This is a genomic window from Amycolatopsis deserti, assembly GCF_014653945.1.
Lineage (GTDB): Bacteria > Actinomycetota > Actinomycetes > Mycobacteriales > Pseudonocardiaceae > Amycolatopsis_E > Amycolatopsis_E deserti.
In genome coordinates this window covers 984,939-1,001,414 of the sequence record NZ_BNAU01000002.1, presented here as the reverse complement: position 1 = coordinate 1,001,414, position 16,476 = coordinate 984,939, and the positions used below count along the sequence as shown (strand labels likewise).

The window sequence follows — 16,476 nt, the reverse complement described above, 5'->3', positions numbered from 1 at the left end:
TCGACGGGTGCGTGTGGGGGAGTGGGCGGCCCGCTGGGTGCCGCCGGGCGCGGTGGCCGCCGTGTGGGTGTACGAGGGGCTCGTCGCGAAGGTGCTGGGGGCCCGGCCGGACGAGCGGGCGATCGTGGAGTCCGTGCCGGTGCTCGGCGCGGTCGCCGGGGTCGTGCTCGTGCTCATCGGGGTCGCCGAGGTCGCGCTCGGCGCGTGGGTGCTGACCGGCTGGGCGCCGCGCACGGCCGCGGCCGTGCAGACCGCGCTGCTCGCCGGGTTCAACGCCGGGGGCCTCGCCTTCGGTGGCGGGCACATCGCCGAACCGCTGAACCTGGTGCTGCACAACGTCGTCCTGCTCGTCCTGGCCTGGCTCGTTGCGACGCGGCGGCACCGGTGAACCCGTGGGCGGGCCGGCGGAGCCTGCTGTTCGGCTGGGGGTACGAGGACCCGGACGTCGAACTCCGTGCCTTCCCCCGCGGGCGGGTCCTCGCGATCGCGGCCGCCGGGGAAACCGTGGCCGCCCTCGCGCGCGCCGGGTTCGAAGTGACCGGTGTGGACATCAACCCCGTCCAGCTGGCCTACTGCCGGGACCGCCTCGCCGGCGCCCCCGCCCGCCCTGGTCGCGCGGAACGGCTGCTCGCGGCCGGGCGGGCCGTCCTCCGCACGCTCGACTCCCGCTGGCGCCGCATCGATCTCCGTGAGGGCGACCCCGCCGAGCTGCTGGATTCCCGCCGCCTGCGGGGCCTGCTCGCGACCGGGCTCGCGCCGCTGGGTCTCCTGCTGCCCGCCTTCGCCCACGCCATCCCGCCGCGCCTGGACCGCGTGCTGCTCGCCCGCCTGCGCCGGGGCCTCGGGCACCTCCCCGCGGACAACCCGTGGGCATGGCGCCTCCTCACCGGCCGCGACGAACTCGCCCCCGACACCCGCGCTCGCGCGACGCTGATCCACGCCGACGTCGCCGACCACCTCGAACAGGTGCCGCGCGGCTGGTACGACGGCATCTCGCTGTCCAACATCCTCGACGGCCCCGACGCGCGCTACGCCGCCCGCCTCGACGACGCCGTGTGGCACGCGTTGCGGCCCGGGGGAGTGGTGGTGTCGCGCTCGTTCCGCGAACCGCGTCCCGGCGAGGATGCCGGTCCGCGGGACCGCTCGATGCTCTGGGGCGTTGTGGACGTACGGAGGCGATCATGACCGCGTTGAACCGGCATCCCCTGCCCATGCGCACCCGGTTCGACCACTCGCTGGTGCTGACCTACGCGGTCGATGCGGCCCGGCTCGCGGCAATGCTGCCGGAACCGCTGACCCCGGACATCTACCGCGGTCCGGACGGCACCGAGCACGCCTTCGTCGCGGTCGCGCTGGTCGCGCTGCGGCATCTGCGACCGTCGGTCCTGCCCGCGCCGCTCGGGTTCCGCTCGGTGATGACTGGCTACCGGATCCTCGCCCGGTTGCGCACTCCCGGCGGGAAGACCATGCGCGGCCTGAAGATCCTGCGCAGCGACACCGACCGCGCGCTGCTCGCGCTCGGCGGCAACGTCCTCACCGGCTACCGCTACCACCGCAGCGCGGCGCGCGTGTCGCGTCGCGGGGAGACGCTGCGGTTCACGGTGCGGTCGCGCGACGGGGCGGGCGATCTCGATGTGACGGCCGACCTGGCCGACCGGGAACCGTTGTGGGACAAGGTGTTCGCCACCCCGGCCGACGCGCGGCGCTTCGCCGGGCCGCTGCCGTACACGTTCTCGCCGGACCGGGCGGGCATCGTGGTGGTGAAAGCGTTCCGCAGCAGCTGGCGGCCGGAGCCGGTCGGGATCCTGGGGCACGAAGTCGCGTTTCTCGGGCGGTTCGGCGGGGCGGTGCTGGCGAACGCGTTTCACGTGTCCGATGTGGACTACGGCTGGCACCGGGGTGAGCTGCGGTGATGCGCGGGGTGGCGCAGGTGCTGGCGTTCAACTGGCCGAAGGTGCTGGCCGGCGCGGTGGTCGCCTGCGCGCCGGTGCCGAAGCCGGTGCGGGCCGGCGCGGCGTGGTTCACGGTGGCGAGCCTGGCGGCGTCGTGGTGGGTCTACGACCTGTGCGGTCTCTACCGGTGGACGTGGCTGCGGCCGGTGCTGCCCGCGCGGGTACGGCGGCACGTGCTGGTGACCGCGGGGTTCGACGAGGTCTCGCCGACGCTGCCCGCCCTGCTGCCGGGCTCCGTCGGTGTCGTGCTGGACGTGCTCGATCCGCGCGGCCCGGTCGAGGCGTCGATCCGGCGGGCGCGGAAGCGCTACCCGGCGAGGGCGGTGCCGGTGCGGCCGGAGGCGCTCCCGCTGGCGACGGGGGCGGTGGACGTCGTGCTGGCGGTGCTCGCCGCGCACGAGCTGCGCACGCCCGCCGGACGGGAGGCGTTGTTCCGCGAGGCGCGGCGGGTGCTGCGGCCGGGCGGGCGACTGGTGCTGGTGGAGCACCACCGCGACGCGGCGAACGTGGTGGCGTTCGGACCGGGCGCGTGGCACTTCTACCCGCGCGCGGAGTGGGAGCGCGTCGCGGCCCAGGCTGGTTTGCGGCGGGTCGCCCGGGTGCGCCGGACGCCCTTGGTGACAGCGACGGCGTTCGAGGTGGCGTGATGGTCGTGTGGGTGCGCGTGGCGGGCCTGCGGCTGCGCCGGACGCCCCTGGTGATGACGACGGCGTTCGAGGTGGCGTGATGGCAGTGCGGGCAGACCGCGCGGCTGCGGCCGTCGCCCTTGTCACCGCGCCCGCGGTGGAGGCGGCGTGACGTGCGCGTGGCAGTGCCGGCCGGCGCGCGGCTGCGGCCGTCGCCTTTGGTCACTGCGGCCGCGGTGGAGGTGGCGTGCTGGCTGGTCTACTTGCGCGTGGCACCGCGGGCCGCCACGCGGCTGCGGCCGTCGCACTTGGTCACGGCGCCCGCGGTGGAGGTGGCGTGACGGTGGCCTACCGACGCCCACCGCGGGGGCGCCCGGCGGAGGTGGCGTGATGCTGGAGCTGCAGATGCGCCTGGCCGGCACGGTCGCGATCGTGCTGGGGGTCGCCCACCTCGTGCTGCCGCGGCTGCTCGGGTGGCCGGCTGACCTCGTCGCGGCGAGTCCGTTGTCCCGGCTCGTCGTCGGGCTGCACACCGGGTTCATCGGGCTGACCTGCGTGGTCCTCGGCGCGCTGCTGTGGCCGGTCGACGAGCTGCTCGCGCCGGGCGTGCTGCCCGTGATCGTGCTGGCGGCGCAAACCATTTTCTGGGGCGCGCGCTGGCTGTGCGAGCTGCTGCTCGTCGGCCGCGTGGTGCGCGCCGCCCCCGTCGCGTGGCGGGCCGCGCACGTCGTCGGCCTCGGCGGCTGGGCGTGGCTCACCGCGGTTCCGCTGACCGCCCTCCTGACGCGGTGACCAGCCCGCTCTCGTAGGCGATGACCACCAGCTGGGCGCGGTCGCGCGCGGGCAGCTTGGTCAGCAGCCGTCCGATGTAGGTCTTCACCGTCGCCATCGACAGGTGCAGGCGTTCGGCCAGTTCGGCGTTCGACAGGCCGTGCGCGATCAGCGTCAGCACCTCCGTCTCGCGCGGGGTGAGCACGTCGAGGTCGCGGCTCGGCGCCGGGCGGGGCGCGGTCGTGCGGGCGAACTCGGCGATCAGCCGCCGCGTCACGGCGGGGGCCAGCAGCGCGTCCCCGGCGGCGACCACGCGGATGGCGGCGCACAAGTCGACGGGCCGGGTGTCCTTCAGCAGGAACCCGGCCGCACCCGCCCGCAGCGCGTCGAAGACGTGGGAGTCCAGGTCGAACATCGTGAGGATCAGCACCCGCGCCGACGGCACCCGCTCGGTGAGCAGCCGCGTCGCCGCGATGCCGTCCATCCCGGGCATCCGCACGTCCATCAGCACCACGTCCGGCCGCGTCGCCCGCACCACCTCGACCGCCTCCGCGCCGGTCGCCGCCTCGCCGACGACCGTCATGTCCGGTTCGCTGTCCACCAGCAACCGGAAACTGCCGCGCAGCAGCGCCTGGTCGTCGGCGATCACCACCCGCAGCGGCTCAGGCAACGGGCACCTCCGCCGGCTCGTAGCGCAGCGACGCGCGGACCCGGAAACCCTTGTCCGGCAACGGTTCCGCGGTCAGCTCACCGCCATACAATGCGGCGCGTTCGGTCATGCCCACGATGCCGTGGCCCGGCCGCACCGGGCCGCGCGGCCGGGCGCCGTCGTCGGTGACCTCGATCCGGACCTCGCCCGCGTTCGCCCGCACCACCACCCGGCACCGCGCCGGGGCGGCGTGCTTGACCACGTTCGTGACCGCCTCCTGCACGATCCGGAACGCCGCCAGCTCCACCGGCTGCGGCAGATCCGCCGCATCGACGTCCAGCTCCACCGTGACCCCCGCGGGCGCGGTCCGTTCCGCCAGCCGCGGCAGGTCGGCGAGCCCGCCCGGCGGCTCGGTGTCGTCCCGCAGCGCGCTGAGCAACCGCCGCATCTCGCCGAGCGCTTCGCGGCTGGTCTCCTCGATGACCCGAAGCGCTTCGCGGGCCTCCTCCGGCCGGGACCGCGCCACGTGGTTGGCAACGCCGGCCTTCACCGCGATCAGCCCCATGCCGTGGGTGACGACGTCGTGCAGTTCCCGGGCGATCCGCAGGCGTTCGTCGATGCGGATCTGGTGCTGCCGCTGCCGTTCCAGCCGCTCGGCCTGGGCGCGGTGCGCGTGCGCCGCCCGGCCGGCCGCCCACGCGGCGACCAGCAGCGGCACCCCGAGCAGGTACCACCAGGCGGCGAAGCCCGCGACCGCGGCGACCGCGCACGCGCCCAGCAGGGGAAGCAGCCGGTCCCGCCCGAGCGCGACGACGTAGAGCACCAGCGCCGCGGCGGCGAAGGGATCCCAGAGCACCCCGAGGAACGCGGCCGCCGACGACATCGCCAGCACGAACACCAGCACCGGAACCGGCCACCACCGCCGGAGCAGCACGGCGAGCCCGAGCACGCCCGCGACCGCGACCGAGCCGCCCAGTCGCCACCCGCTGTCGTCCCGGAGCAGGTTGCCACCGACCGCGATGTCCACGGCGATCAGGAGGACTGCCGGAAGCGCGGCGGTGGCTCGGGAACGCCACGGGGAAGGGCTCATTTCCGCACGATATCCGGATCGCGGGGCGGGCACGTCCGACCAGTGCGGTCATACCCAGGTCCGACCCCGCGCCGGGAACTGTCCGCCGTGGCCCGATTCGCCGCGGTCCGGGCGCTGGCAGGTTCGCCTCATGACTCGTGACCTGCGCTGGATCGGTGGCCCGGCGATGATCGCCGCCCCGTTGTTGTTGCTCGCCGGGATGCTGCTGCGCTTCCCGGTTCCGTTCTTCTTCCCGCACCAGCTCGCCGCGGCCGTCGAGCACCCGGGCCGGATGAGCGCCGCCTACACCTGCGTCCTCGCCGGGACGGTCCTGCTGTGCCCGGCGGTGCTCGCGCTCGCCGCGCGGGTCGGGACCGGCTGGGGCACGTGCGGCGCGGTTCTCGTCGTGACCGGGCTCTTCGGGCGGGTCTTCCACGCCGGGTTCGACCAGGCCGCCCTCGCCCTCGCCCGCCATCGCGGAGCCGGGTTCGCCACCGCGTTCGTCGGCGACGCCTACGGCGAGCTGCACCTGTTCAGTTACCTGACCTTCACGATCCTGCTCGGCTGGCCGGTGCTCGCGTTCGCCGCCTGGCGGGCGCGCGTGCTGCACCCGGTCCAGGCCCTCGGGTTGGCGGCGACGGCGGCCCTGCCGCTCGGCGTGCTGAAGGGGACGACCGCGCTGTCGCTCGTCGCGGTGGCGGGCCTGGGCGTGGCGCTCGTGCCCGCGGGGGTGCGCCTGCTCCGCACCGCGCCGCGACCGGATTTCCGGCTGGTGGCCGCCGCGGTGCCGGTCGTGGGGCTGCTTGCGTACGTGAGCACGCTCGGGTGAGCGTTTCCCGGCCCGGCGTCGTGGGCAATCCGCCTGGCATGGCCAAGGTTCTCGTGCTCGATGTGGACGGCACGCTCGTGGACACGAACTACCACCACGCGATCGCGTGGTTCCGCGCCTTCCGCAGCTACGGCGTGACCGTGCCGGTGTGGCGCCTGCACCGCGCCATCGGCATGGGCGGTGACCAGCTGGTGCCCGAGGTCGCCGGGCAGGAGGTCGAGGACTCCTGCGGCGACGACCTCCGCGCCAAGTGGAAGGAGCTGGCCGACGGGATGCTGCCCGAGGTGTGCGCGCTCGACGGCGCCCACGAGCTGCTCCAGGCCGCCGACGACGCCGGCTACCGGGTGGTGCTGGCCAGCTCGGGCAAGCCGGACCACGTCGACCACTACCTCGACCTCATCGACGGCCGCGAGCTGGCCGGGGACTGGACCAGCTCGAAGGACGTCGAGGCCACCAAGCCGGAACCGGACCTGCTCGAGGTCGCGCTGGAGAAGGTGCGCGGCGAGGAGGCCGTGGTGATCGGCGACTCGGTCTGGGACTGCGTCGCCGCCGGGCGCATCGGCCTGCCGTCCGTCGGCCTGCTCACCGGCGGGTTCTCCGCCGCCGAGCTGATCGACAACGGGGCCGCCCGCACCTTCGCCGACCTGCACGAACTCCGCGCGAGCCTGGACGACCTGCCGTTCGGATCGACCCCGCGCTGAGGTTACGGCCGCAGGTGGGCGGGCACGTCGTCGATCGGGACGCGGGTCTGCTCGCCCGAGGTCATGTCCCGCACGGTGACCTCGCCGGCCTCCTGCTCGGCCGGGCCGTAGATCAGGACCGTGCGGGCGTGCTGGTCGTTGGCCCACTTCAACTGGCGCGCGAGCTTGCCGGAGGTGCCCAGGTAGACGCCGGTGCGCAGGCCCCGCGCCCGCAGCCGGTTGGCCAGCCGCAGCACCTCGTCCTCGGCGCCGAGGACGGTGAGCGCGACGTCGAGGCCACCGGCCTCGGCGTCGGCCGCGGCCTGCCCGGCGAGGATCCGCTCCAGGCCGATCGACCCGCCGCAGGCCGGCATGTCCGGGCCGCCGAGCTTGGCGACCAGCCCGTCGTAGCGGCCGCCGGAGGAGATCGAACCCGGGTAGCCGGCGGCGCTGACCTCGAAGATCGGGCCGGTGTAGTAGTCCAGGCCGCGCACCATCCGTGGCGTGAACACGACCCGGCCGGACGGCAGCCCAGCGGTGAGTTCCAGGAGCTTGTCGACCTCGGCCAGGCCGGCGCGGCCGCGTTCGGTGGTGTCGAGCTGCTTGCGGATGCGGTCGGTGTCCGTGGCCACCACGTCGCCGACCAGGCTTTCCGCCGTGCCGGTCGCCAGGCCGCGGTCGGCCAGCTCGGCGATCACCGCGTCCGGCGTGGCCTTGTCCAGCTTGTCCAGGCTGCCGAGCACCTTCGCGCCGGCCTCCTCGGGGATGCCGTAGGCCTCCAGCAGGCCGTACAGCGCCTGGCGGCTGTTGACCAGGAAGCGGAAGTCTTCGACGCCCAGCGCGGTGAGGGCGTCGTTGAGCGCCCAGACGGTTTCGGCGTCGGCCAGCGGCGAGGACGAGCCGACGGTGTCGATGTCGCACTGCACGAACTCGCGGAAGCGGCCCTGCGCGGGGCGGTCGGCGCGCCACACCGGGCCGATGGCGTAGCGCTTGTAGGGCGCGGGCAGCTTGCTGCCGTAGGTGCCGATCACCCGGGCGAGCGGCACGGTGTGGTCGTAGCGCAGCGCCAGGTCGGCCTCGCCGGAGGCTTCGTGCACGCCGCGCTTGAGGATCTTGAAGATCAGGGCCGAGGCGTCGTCGCCGAGCTTGCCCGCGAAGACCTCGAGGCGTTCGAAGGCCGGGGTCTCCAGGGGGTCGAAGCCGTAGCGCTCGAAGACGGCGCTGACGGTGTCGAACGCGGCCTTCCGGCGACGCACGTCGTCGGCCAGGAAGTCGCGGGTACCTGAAGGTGGCTCGGCGGCCTTCGCCATGAAATCGGTCCTTTGCTGGTCGGGTGCGCCTGCCATTGTCCCGCGCGGGTGCGGGCGGGTGCGCACGACCCCTGGACAGACGGAAGCCCCGGCCCGCCGAGGGGGAGGTGGGCCGGGGCTTCCTGCTCCATCCGACGGCACCCCTGCGCGACCACCGGATTGCGACTCCGGCGGCTGTCTACCCCGGGCGTCGAGCGGCTAAACCGGGGTTGCGGGAAAAAATCACCGGCGGCCGGGTTCTGGGATGATCGGGTGCCATGACGCCGACGACCCTGTCCGCCGCAGTCATCGAGTCGGAGCGCCTGGTTCTGCGCAAGGCGCGGGACGTCGACCGCGAAGGGTTCGTGGAGGTGTTCCCGGACCCGGAGGTCAGGGCTCACCTGGGTGGTGCGGCCGCGTTGCGCGCTGCCGATCAGCCGGTCGTGGTGGGCCGGTTCGGCTTCGAGGAGGCCGGGACCTTCGAGGCGCACGGTGCGCAGCAGGTGATCGCGGTCGCCGCGCTTCGTGCGTTCGGGGCCTCGTGACCGGGGGACGCGCCGGCCGTCGGATCGACGTGTCGCGCCTGCCCCGGGAGGTCGTGGAACTGATCGACGCCCTGGCGCCGGGCGAGGACCTCCTGCTCACGCGCGACGGCGACGTGATCGCGACGGTCACCAGCACGAGCGGCGAGGCCCGCCCTCGCGGCGAGGCCAGGACCGGTGAGCCCGGCGTTCGCGACGAGGCCGTGGCCGCCGGGCCTGGCGCTCGCGACGGGACGGCGGCCGGCGAGCTCGGCGCTCGCGGCGAGGCCGCGGCACAGCCGGAGCCCGGCGTTCGCGGCGAGGCCAGGACCGGTGAGCCCGGCGTTCGCGACGGGACGACGGCCGGCGAGCTCGGTGTTCGCGGCGAGGCCGTGGCCGCCGGGCCTGGCGCTCGCGACGGGACGGCGGCCGGCGAGCTCGGCGCTCGTGGCGAGGCCGCGGCACAGCCGGAGCCCGGCGTTCGCGGTGAGGCCAGCACCGGCGAGTCCGGCGTTCGCGGCGAGGCCGCGGCACGTCCGGAGATCGCCGGGGACGTCACCGTGGTCGCCACGGCGATGCGGCTGTCGGAGTCGGCGCGGGCGTCGCTGTCGGCCGAGCTCGGCGCGGACTACATCGTGATCGACATGCACGCGGCCCCGCTGACGGCCGATGTGCTGCTGGTGCCACCGGTGAGCCCGCAGCTGATAGGCAACCTGCGGAGGTCGTTCCCGAAGGCGCGTGTGGTCGTGGCCGAGATTGACGACGCGGAGCTCGGCGTCAGCTACGAGGGCCCGGTCCGGCGCATGCTCGACGCCGGCGCGACGACCTACCTCCCGTCGACGACGATCCCACGCCTGGCGCAAGCGCTCGACCGGACGATCACCCAGGGGCGGCAGATCACCGGCGGCCGCCGGGCGTGGCGGGAGATCGAGGCGCCGCCGGGGCACTCGTCGGCTTGAGCTGCTGCCGGGCGCGGCCGGGGGTGATTGCTGCCGGGGCGTCGCGCGTGGGGGCTGTGCCGCCAGTGGGCGGGGTGGTGGTGGCTGCCGCGTTGGCGTGGCTGGGGGCGGCTTTGCCGCCATGGTGTGCCGGGTGTGCGACCTCGCCGCCACAGGCGTGGCGGTGCGGCGGTGGCGCGGCTGGGTGGCCGCCGTGGCGGCACGGCGGGGTGGCGGTAAAGCCGCCAAGGGCGTGGCGGGATGGCGGTTTGCCGTGGTGTGTCGCTGGGTGGCCGCTGTGGCGGCACGGCGGGGTGGCGGTAAAGCCGCCAAGGGCGTGGTGGGATGGCGTTTTGCCGTGGTGGGTGCGGCTGGGTGGCCGCTGTGGCGGCACGGCGCGGTGGATGTAAGCCGTCAAGGGCGTGGCGGTTTGCCGTGGTGGGTGCGGCTGGGTGGTGGCCTTGGCACCGTGGACTGTGCCGCCGTTGGCCAGCCGTGGGGCGTCTTGCCATGGTGGCCCGGCCACGTGGTGGCCGTACTGCCACGGGAGCGGTGGGGTGCCGGCCCGCGACGCCGGGCCCGGGTCGGCCCCCGGCCCGCGGTGGGCTAGGTGGGGTGGCTCCCCGGCGGCGGCGAGCTGGGCGCGGTGCCCCCACCGCGGCCGCCGGCGCGGGGTGCCCCACCGCGGCCGTGGCGGGGTGGCCCCCCGCCGCGGCAAGGTGGCCGAGCGTGCGCCGTGCGAGAAGCCCTCGCCGTCACCCAGGGGTTCTCAGCGCACCAGCCGGAAGAAGTTGCGGATCTCCGCCACCCACACCTCCGGTTCCTCCATCGCCGCGAAGTGGCCGCCGCGGGTGGGCTCGTTCCAGTAGCGGATGTCGGTGTAGCGGCGGGCCGCCCAGCGGCGGGATGGGCGGGGTACCTCGCGGGGGAAGACCGAGCATCCGGTGGGCACCGAAACCGTGTCCGAAGTGGACTTGCTGAACCACTCGGACACCTGCGCGAAGCTCTCCCAGTACAACCGCGCCGACGACGCGCCGCTGCGGGTGAACCAGTACAGGCTCACGTTGTCGAGCAACTGGTCGCGGGTCAGGACGCTGCCGCTGTCCACCCACGAGTGGTACTTCTCCACGATCCACGCGCACAACGCCACCGGCGAGTCCACCAGGCCGTACCCCACGGTCTGCGGCTTCGTCGACTGCTCGGCCGAGTAGCCGGACTCCCGCGACTCCGCCACGGCGAGCGCGTCCAGCGCCTCGCGTTCCCGGGGCGACAGGTCGTCGAACGTGGCCGGGTCGGGTGCGGCGATCGGGGGCTGCACGTGGATCCCCGCCAGCACGTCCGGGTGCTGCTGCCCCAGCGCCGTGGTGACGCTGTTGCCCCAGTCGCTCCCGTGGGCCCCGTAGCGCGTATACCCGAGCGAAGCCATCAGCGAGGCCCACGCGTTCGCGATCCGCTGCACACCCCAGCCGGGCGACGTGGGTTTGTCGCTGAATCCGTACCCGGGCAGCGTCGGCAACACAACGTGGAACGCGTCGGCAGCCGACCCGCCGTGGGCCACCGGATCGGTCAGTGGCCCGATCACGTCCAGGTACTCCACGATCGACCCCGGCCAGCCGTTCGTCAGCACCAGCGGCAGCGCATCGCGATGCGGCGAACGCACGTGCGCGAAGTGGACGCCCACCCCGTCCACTGTGGTCCGGTACTGCGGCAGCTCGTTCACCCGCTTCTCGAACGCCCGCCAGTCGTACCCGTCCGCCCAGTACGCGCACAACGACCGCAGGTATTCCAGCGGCACCCCCTGCGACCAGTCGTCCACCGTCTCGGCGTCCGGCCAGCGCGTGCGCTCCAGCCGGCCCCTCAGGTCCGCCAGTTCACCATCGTCGACCGCGATCCGGAAATCCTCCACGGGCCGACCATAACGACACCCACCGACAATTCACGGCAACGCGGGCAGCACCTTGTCCAACGTGATCGGCAGGTCCCGGATCCGCGCCCCGGTCGCGTGGAACACCGCGTTCGCCACCGCCGCCGCCGTGCCCACGATCCCGATCTCACCGATCCCCTTGACCCCCAGCGCGTTGACGTGCGGGTCGTGCTCGTCGAGCCAGTGCGCCTGGATGTCGTCGACGTCGGCGTTCACCGAGATGTGGTACTCGGCCAGGTCGTGGTTCACCACCTGCCCGAACCGCGGGTCCCACACGCTCTCCTCGTGCAGCGCCATGGACAGCCCCATCGTCATGCCGCCGAGGAACTGCGACCGCGCGGTCCGCGGGTTGACGATCCGCCCGGCGGCGAACACCCCGAGCAGCCGCGGCACCCGGATCTCGCCGGTGTCCGCGTGCACCCGCGCCTCGGCGAACTGCGCGCCGAACGCGTACATCGCGTACTCCTTGCGCGCCGGGGTGTCCCCGGTCGTCGCGTCGGCCTCGTCGCCGTCGGCGGGGTCGCGGCCGAACTTGTCGCGGAACGTGCGTGCCGCCTCGAACACCGCCGAACCCCAGGTCGCGGTGCCCATCGACCCGCCGGCCACCGCCGCGACCGGGTACGCCGTGTCGCCCAGGCGCATGTCGATCTCCTCGACCGGCACGCCGAGGGCCTCCGCGGCGATCTGCGGCAGCACCGTCCACGCGCCAGTCCCCAGGTCCGCGGCGCCGATCTCCACCGCGTACCGGCCGCTCTCGAACCGCACCACCGCGGTCGACCCCGGCCGGGTCGACGACGGGTACACCGACGACGCGACCCCGGTGCCGACCAGCCAGCCGTCCTCCAGACGCACGCCCGGCCGCGGGTCCCGCGAGGCCCAGCCGAACCGCCGGGCGCCCTCGCGCAGGCACTCCACCAGGTGACGGCTGGAGAACGGCCGGCCCGACTCCGGGTCGGCTTCGGGCTCGTTGCGCACCCGCAGCTCCACCGGATCGATGCCCAGCTCGTAGGCCAGCTCGTCCATCGCCACCTCGGGCCCGAACATGCCGGGGCACTCGCCGGGCGCCCGCATCCACGACGGCACCGGCACGTCCAGCGCGGCCAGCCGGTGCGTCGTGCGGCGGTTGGGGGCGGCGTACATCATGCGCGACGGCAACGCGGTCTGTTCCGCGAACTCCTTGATCCGCGAAGTCTGCTCGACCACGTCCAGCCCGATCGCGGTCAGCCTGCCGTCGCGGGTCGCGCCGAGCCGCATCCTCTGGATCGTCGGCGTCCGGTACCCGGCCAGCGAGAACATCTGCTGCCGCGTCAGCGCGAGCTTCACCGGCCGTCCCGGGTGCGCCCGCGCGGCCATCGCGGCCAGTACCACGTTCGCGTGCGGCAGGCCCTTGGACCCGAACCCGCCGCCGACGTACGGGCACACCACCCGCACCCGCTCCTCGGGCAGGCCGAACACCTTCGCGATCGTCTGACGCGACGGGTGCACGCCCTGCGTCGAGTCCCACAGCGTCAGCACGTCGTCTTCCCACAACGCCGTCGTCGCGTGCGGCTCCAGCGGGTTGTTGTGGTACATCGCGGTCCGGTAGGTCTGCTCGACCGTCACGTCCGCGGAGGCCATCGCCGCGTCGAGGTCCCCGGTCGCGGTGTCGGTGGGGAACGCCGGGTTGACCTTGTCCGGTTTGTACAGGTCGTCGCGATCCGCGGCCAGCTCGGTGTCGTGCTCGCGCTGGTCGTAGGTCGCGAACACCAGCTCCGCGCCGTGCCGCGCGATCTCCGAGGTGCGCGCGACCACCAGGCCGATCACCTGACCGCGGAAGGCCACCTCGCGGTCCTGCAGCACGGCCAGCTCGGCGTCCTGTGTGGACGCCAGCCGTTCCGCGGAGCGGTAGGTGATGACGTCCAGCACGCCGTCGAGCATCTCGGCCTCGGCGGTGTGGATCGCGGCGATCCGGCCGCGCGCCACGGTGGCCTGGACGGGGTGGCAGAACACCGGCGCGTCGGCCGGGGTCTCGTAGGCGTAGGTGGCGGTGCCGGTGACCTTGCGCGCACCGTCCCGCCGCACCAGCGGCTCACCGATCGCGGTCATGACAGCTCCCGGAGCACGGAGACGAGGGTTCGGGTCAGCAGCGGGACCTTGAACTCGTTGCCGGGCAACGGCCGGGCCTGCGCCAGCTCTTCGGCGGCGGCCGCGCGGAACGTGTCCTCGGTGGCGGGCGCGCCGCGCAGCACGTCCTCGGCCTGCCAGGCGCGCCACGGTTTGTGCGCGACCCCGCCGAACGCGATCCGCGCGTCGGCGACCACGCCGTCCTCGACCCGCAGCAGCGCGGCCACCGACACCAGCGCGAACGCGTAGGACGCGCGGTCGCGGACCTTGCGGTAGCGCTGCCGGGCCGCGCCCGGGGCCGGCAGGTCGATCGAGGTGATCAGGTCGCCGTGCTCCAGCACGGTGTCCCGCTCCGGCGAGTCGCCGGGCAGGCGGTGCAGTTCGGTGAACGGGATCGTGCGTTCGCCGTCCGGGCCGAGCACGCGCACCTCGGCGTCGAGCGCGGCCAGCGCGACCGCCAGGTCCGAGGGGTGCGTGGCGACGCAGTGCTCGGAGGCGCCGAGGATGGCGTGGTAGCGGGTGTAGCCGCCGATCGCCGAGCAGCCGGAGCCGGGCTCGCGCTTGTTGCACGGCGTCGTGACGTCCTGGAAGTACACGCACCGCGTGCGCTGCAACGGGTTCCCACCGGTGGTGGCCATGTTGCGCAGCTGCCCGGAGGCCCCGGCGAGCAGCGACTCGGCCAGCACCGGGTAGCGCGACCGGATGCGTGGGTCGGCGGCCAGGTCGCTGTTGCGCACCCCGGCGCCGATCGAGAGCACGCCGTCGCGCTCGGTGATCTCGCTCGACGTCAGGTGGGTGACGTCGACGAGCCGTCCCGGGCGGGCGATGCCGAGCTTGAGGTGGTCGACCAGGTTCGTGCCGCCGGCCAGGAACACGGCCGACGGGTCGGCGGCGACGGTGCGGACGGCGGTGGCGGCGTCGGCGGGGGAGTCGTAGGTGAACGGCTTCACTCGGCCGCCTCCTCGATCGCGCCGACGATGCCCGCGTAGGCGGCGCACCGGCACAGGTTGCCGCTCATCCGCTCGGCGATCTCCGCGCGCGTCAGGGCGGGGCGGGCGCTCACGTCCGGGCTCGCGTGGCTGGGCCAGCCCTGCTTGACCTCGTCCAGCATCCCCACGGCGGAACAGATCTGGCCCGGCGTGCAGTAGCCGCACTGGAACCCGTCGTGCTGCAGGAACGCGCGCTGCACCGGGTGCAGTTCGTCGCCGGGCGCGAGCCCCGCGGCGGTGGTGACCTCGGCCCCGTTCTGCGCGACGGCCAGCGACAGGCACGACAGGACCCGGCGGCCGCCGACCAGGACCGTGCAGGCGCCGCACTGGCCGTGGTCGCAGCCCTTCTTGGGGCTGGTGATGCCGAGCCGTTCGCGCAGGGCGTCCAGGAGGGTGGTGCGGCTGTCGAGCGTCAGCCGGTGGGTGGCGCCGTCGACACGCAAGGTGATCTCCGCGTCCATGACGTGGGGCGTACCCGGCGCGGCCGCGCCGAAACCGGAGCACGTCGGCCGGGGCCGGGTTTTCCGGGACATGGGAAAATGCCCGGATGCGGCAGATCGGGAACGACGCCAACCTCGCCGGGAAGATCCTCGACGAGCTCAAGACCGCCATCGTCAACGGCGAGCTCGTCGCGGGCAGCCTGTACTCGGTGCACGACCTCGCCGAGCGGCTCGGCGTGTCGCGGACGCCGGTGCGCGAGGCGCTGATCCAGCTGGCCGAACGCGGCATGGTGCGGTTCGAACGCAACCGGGGCGTGCGGATCCTCCAGACGTCCCTGCACGACCTGGAGGAGGTCTTCGCGATCCGGCTGCTGCTCGAGGTCCCGGCGACCTACCGCGCCGTCACCCAGCGCACCGCGGCCTGGGTGAAGGAGCTGGGCGCCCAGCTCAAGGCGATGCGCGCCGCCGCGGAGAAGCACGACGAGGCCACCTTCATGGCCGCCGACCGGCGCTTCCACGAGATCATCAACGAGGCGTCCGGCAACCTGCGGCTCGCCCGCTACATCGACTCGCTGCGGGACATGGTCCTGCTGCGCGGCACCTCCACCGTCGACACCTCGCGCAGCCTGGACGACATCCTCGCCGAGCACGAGGAGATCTTCACGCTCATCGAGGCGGGCAAGGCCGAAGAGGCGGCCGAATCCATGCGCGCCCACCTGCTGCACACCGGCCGTCTGCTGATCGGGCAGGAGGCCGCGGCCAGCGGAGACCCGGTGCCGCCGGTCTCGTTGGAGTGGACCGGCTACCCCCGCCATTGACGAGTAGCATGCTACATGCCACTCTGTGCTCGGCCCTGCCCTGACGCGCAAGGAGGCGCAGATGACGGCACCGAGCAAGGTCCACCTGCTCAAGACCGGAACCATGGAGTGCGACCAGACCTGGCTGCTTCTCAAGCCGGGTGCGACGATCACCGACCGCTCGAACACCCGCAAGGAAGCGGTGTGGACGACCTGCCCGACCCACGCGGTGCTCATCGAGCACCCGGACGGGCGCATCCTGTGGGACACCGGCGTCCCGCAGGACTGGGAGACCCGCTGGGCGCCGACCGGGCTGCAGGAGTTCTTCCCGGTCCAGGAGGGCACCACCTACCTGCAGGACTCGCTGGCCGCGCTGGAGCTGACGCCGGACGACATCGACGTGCTCGTGCTGTCCCACCTGCACTTCGACCACGCCGCGAACGCGAAGCTGTTCGACAACGGGAAGACGCGGATCATCGTCAACCGCGACGAGCACGAGGGCGCGCTCGGCATCGACGGGCCGTTCAAGGGCGCCCACCTCAAGGTCGACTACGAGGGCATCGACTACGAACTGGTCTCCGGGGACGCCGAAATCGCGCCGGGCGTCAGCGTCATCGAGACACCGGGCCACACCTGGGGGACGATGTCCCTGCGGGTGGACCTGCCGGAGGCGGGCACCAAGATCTTCACCTCCGACGCCGTCTACCTCGGCGAGAGCTGGGGCCCGCCGGCGATCGGCGCCGCGATCGTCTGGGACAGCGTGCGCTGGCTGGAGTCGGTGGAGAAGCTGCGCCGCATCGCCGAGGAAACCAACGCCGAGGTGATCTTCGGGCACGACCCGGACCAGGCCGCCAAACTCCCGTTCGCCCCCGACGGGCACTTCGGCTGAAAGGCACGGG

Annotated in this window: 18 protein-coding genes; 11 read left to right on the top strand and 7 right to left on the bottom strand. The window is 73.7% G+C overall.

From position 1 onward, the window contains the following. The first annotated feature begins 7 nt into the window (after window positions 1–7). The 5 genes from IE290_RS13080 to IE290_RS13060 all read left to right on the top strand — a co-directional run bounded on the left by IE290_RS13080 (window position 8) and on the right by IE290_RS13060 (window position 3,370). Complete coding sequence (locus tag IE290_RS13080; RefSeq protein ID WP_229874453.1) at window positions 8–388, top strand: DoxX-like family protein; 381 nt, start codon at window positions 8–10, stop codon at window positions 386–388. Beyond that, on the top strand, window positions 385–1,185 hold the full coding sequence (locus IE290_RS13075) for a BtaA family protein (RefSeq protein ID WP_191244800.1): 801 nt from the start codon (window positions 385–387) through the stop codon (window positions 1,183–1,185). The genes IE290_RS13080 and IE290_RS13075 overlap by 4 nt, the downstream gene beginning before the upstream one ends. Next, window positions 1,182–1,913: a DUF2071 domain-containing protein gene (locus IE290_RS13070; protein WP_229874452.1), complete on the top strand. Its 732-nt coding sequence runs from the start codon at window positions 1,182–1,184 to the stop codon at window positions 1,911–1,913. Before IE290_RS13075 ends, IE290_RS13070 begins: the two co-directional genes overlap by 4 nt. Further along, window positions 1,913–2,599 (top strand): class I SAM-dependent methyltransferase, encoded by a 687-nt coding sequence (locus IE290_RS13065; RefSeq protein WP_229874501.1) that lies wholly within the window; start codon window positions 1,913–1,915, stop codon window positions 2,597–2,599. The genes IE290_RS13070 and IE290_RS13065 overlap by 1 nt, the downstream gene beginning before the upstream one ends. A gap of 369 nt (window positions 2,600–2,968) precedes the next feature. After that, window positions 2,969–3,370, top strand: a complete 402-nt coding sequence (locus IE290_RS13060; RefSeq protein WP_191244799.1) for a hypothetical protein — start codon at window positions 2,969–2,971, stop codon at window positions 3,368–3,370. Here IE290_RS13060 and IE290_RS13055 read toward each other — a convergent pair. After that, window positions 3,333–4,019, bottom strand: a complete 687-nt coding sequence (locus tag IE290_RS13055) for a response regulator (RefSeq protein WP_191244798.1) — start codon at window positions 4,017–4,019, stop codon at window positions 3,333–3,335. The genes IE290_RS13060 and IE290_RS13055 overlap by 38 nt on opposite strands. Continuing rightward, window positions 4,012–5,088 (bottom strand): sensor histidine kinase, encoded by a 1,077-nt coding sequence (locus IE290_RS13050; protein ID WP_191244797.1) that lies wholly within the window; start codon window positions 5,086–5,088, stop codon window positions 4,012–4,014. Before IE290_RS13050 ends, IE290_RS13055 begins: the two co-directional genes overlap by 8 nt. A gap of 130 nt (window positions 5,089–5,218) precedes the next feature. Here IE290_RS13050 and IE290_RS13045 point away from each other — a divergent pair, with 130 nt between their 5' ends. Beyond that, window positions 5,219–5,896: a hypothetical protein gene (locus IE290_RS13045; RefSeq protein ID WP_191244796.1), complete on the top strand. Its 678-nt coding sequence runs from the start codon at window positions 5,219–5,221 to the stop codon at window positions 5,894–5,896. Window positions 5,897–5,934: 38 nt separating this feature from the next. Beyond that, window positions 5,935–6,597, top strand: coding sequence for an HAD family hydrolase (locus IE290_RS13040; RefSeq protein WP_191244795.1), 663 nt, complete (start codon window positions 5,935–5,937; stop codon window positions 6,595–6,597). Between the two features lie 2 nt (window positions 6,598–6,599). On the opposite strand, the gene hisS is transcribed toward IE290_RS13040, so the two are convergent. Next, window positions 6,600–7,886 (bottom strand): histidine--tRNA ligase, encoded by a 1,287-nt coding sequence (hisS, locus tag IE290_RS13035; RefSeq protein ID WP_191244794.1) that lies wholly within the window; start codon window positions 7,884–7,886, stop codon window positions 6,600–6,602. 257 nt (window positions 7,887–8,143) lie between these two features. Here hisS and IE290_RS13030 point away from each other — a divergent pair, with 257 nt between their 5' ends. Together IE290_RS13030 and IE290_RS38405 are read left to right on the top strand one after the other, a co-directional pair. Beyond that, window positions 8,144–8,410 carry a hypothetical protein gene (locus tag IE290_RS13030; protein WP_191244793.1) on the top strand — a complete coding sequence of 89 codons (267 nt, stop codon included), beginning with the start codon at window positions 8,144–8,146 and terminating at the stop codon, window positions 8,408–8,410. A 29-nt stretch (window positions 8,411–8,439) separates the two neighbouring features. Next, window positions 8,440–9,345: a hypothetical protein gene (locus IE290_RS38405; RefSeq protein ID WP_308431346.1), complete on the top strand. Its 906-nt coding sequence runs from the start codon at window positions 8,440–8,442 to the stop codon at window positions 9,343–9,345. A 748-nt stretch (window positions 9,346–10,093) separates the two neighbouring features. Here IE290_RS38405 and IE290_RS13020 read toward each other — a convergent pair. Genes IE290_RS13020 through IE290_RS13005 form a run of 4 tightly spaced genes read right to left on the bottom strand, consistent with a single transcriptional unit; the run spans window position 10,094 to window position 14,801 of the window. Next, complete coding sequence (locus IE290_RS13020; RefSeq protein ID WP_191244792.1) at window positions 10,094–11,230, bottom strand: epoxide hydrolase family protein; 1,137 nt, start codon at window positions 11,228–11,230, stop codon at window positions 10,094–10,096. Window positions 11,231–11,260: 30 nt separating this feature from the next. Continuing rightward, window positions 11,261–13,333 carry a xanthine dehydrogenase family protein molybdopterin-binding subunit gene (locus IE290_RS13015; RefSeq protein WP_191244791.1) on the bottom strand — a complete coding sequence of 691 codons (2,073 nt, stop codon included), beginning with the start codon at window positions 13,331–13,333 and terminating at the stop codon, window positions 11,261–11,263. Continuing rightward, window positions 13,330–14,301 (bottom strand): FAD binding domain-containing protein, encoded by a 972-nt coding sequence (locus IE290_RS13010; RefSeq protein ID WP_191244790.1) that lies wholly within the window; start codon window positions 14,299–14,301, stop codon window positions 13,330–13,332. Before IE290_RS13010 ends, IE290_RS13015 begins: the two co-directional genes overlap by 4 nt. Further along, window positions 14,298–14,801, bottom strand: coding sequence for a 2Fe-2S iron-sulfur cluster-binding protein (locus tag IE290_RS13005; RefSeq protein WP_191244789.1), 504 nt, complete (start codon window positions 14,799–14,801; stop codon window positions 14,298–14,300). Before IE290_RS13005 ends, IE290_RS13010 begins: the two co-directional genes overlap by 4 nt. An 86-nt stretch (window positions 14,802–14,887) precedes the next feature. Here IE290_RS13005 and IE290_RS13000 point away from each other — a divergent pair, with 86 nt between their 5' ends. Next, window positions 14,888–15,598: a GntR family transcriptional regulator gene (locus IE290_RS13000; protein WP_191244788.1), complete on the top strand. Its 711-nt coding sequence runs from the start codon at window positions 14,888–14,890 to the stop codon at window positions 15,596–15,598. A 61-nt stretch (window positions 15,599–15,659) separates the two neighbouring features. Beyond that, a complete protein-coding gene (locus tag IE290_RS12995; RefSeq protein ID WP_191244787.1) occupies window positions 15,660–16,466 on the top strand; it encodes an N-acyl homoserine lactonase family protein in 807 nt (268 codons plus the stop codon). Window positions 16,467–16,476 lie beyond the last annotated feature (10 nt).

Excerpts from the sequence above, each read along its gene's own strand:
- IE290_RS13070 (WP_229874452.1), top strand. The coding sequence starts at position 1,182 with ATGACCGCGTTGAACCGGCATCCCCTGCCCATGCGCACCCGGTTCGAC.
- IE290_RS13065 (WP_229874501.1), top strand. The coding sequence starts at position 1,913 with ATGCGCGGGGTGGCGCAGGTGCTGGCGTTCAACTGGCCGAAGGTGCTG.
- IE290_RS13060 (WP_191244799.1), top strand. The coding sequence starts at position 2,969 with ATGCTGGAGCTGCAGATGCGCCTGGCCGGCACGGTCGCGATCGTGCTG.
- IE290_RS13050 (WP_191244797.1), bottom strand. The coding sequence starts at position 5,088 with ATGAGCCCTTCCCCGTGGCGTTCCCGAGCCACCGCCGCGCTTCCGGCA.
- IE290_RS13045 (WP_191244796.1), top strand. The coding sequence starts at position 5,219 with ATGACTCGTGACCTGCGCTGGATCGGTGGCCCGGCGATGATCGCCGCC.
- IE290_RS13040 (WP_191244795.1), top strand. The coding sequence starts at position 5,935 with ATGGCCAAGGTTCTCGTGCTCGATGTGGACGGCACGCTCGTGGACACG.
- hisS (WP_191244794.1), bottom strand. The coding sequence starts at position 7,886 with ATGGCGAAGGCCGCCGAGCCACCTTCAGGTACCCGCGACTTCCTGGCC.
- IE290_RS13030 (WP_191244793.1), top strand. The coding sequence starts at position 8,144 with ATGACGCCGACGACCCTGTCCGCCGCAGTCATCGAGTCGGAGCGCCTG.
- IE290_RS13015 (WP_191244791.1), bottom strand. The coding sequence starts at position 13,333 with ATGACCGCGATCGGTGAGCCGCTGGTGCGGCGGGACGGTGCGCGCAAG.
- IE290_RS13005 (WP_191244789.1), bottom strand. The coding sequence starts at position 14,801 with ATGGACGCGGAGATCACCTTGCGTGTCGACGGCGCCACCCACCGGCTG.
- IE290_RS13000 (WP_191244788.1), top strand. The coding sequence starts at position 14,888 with ATGCGGCAGATCGGGAACGACGCCAACCTCGCCGGGAAGATCCTCGAC.
- IE290_RS12995 (WP_191244787.1), top strand. The coding sequence starts at position 15,660 with ATGACGGCACCGAGCAAGGTCCACCTGCTCAAGACCGGAACCATGGAG.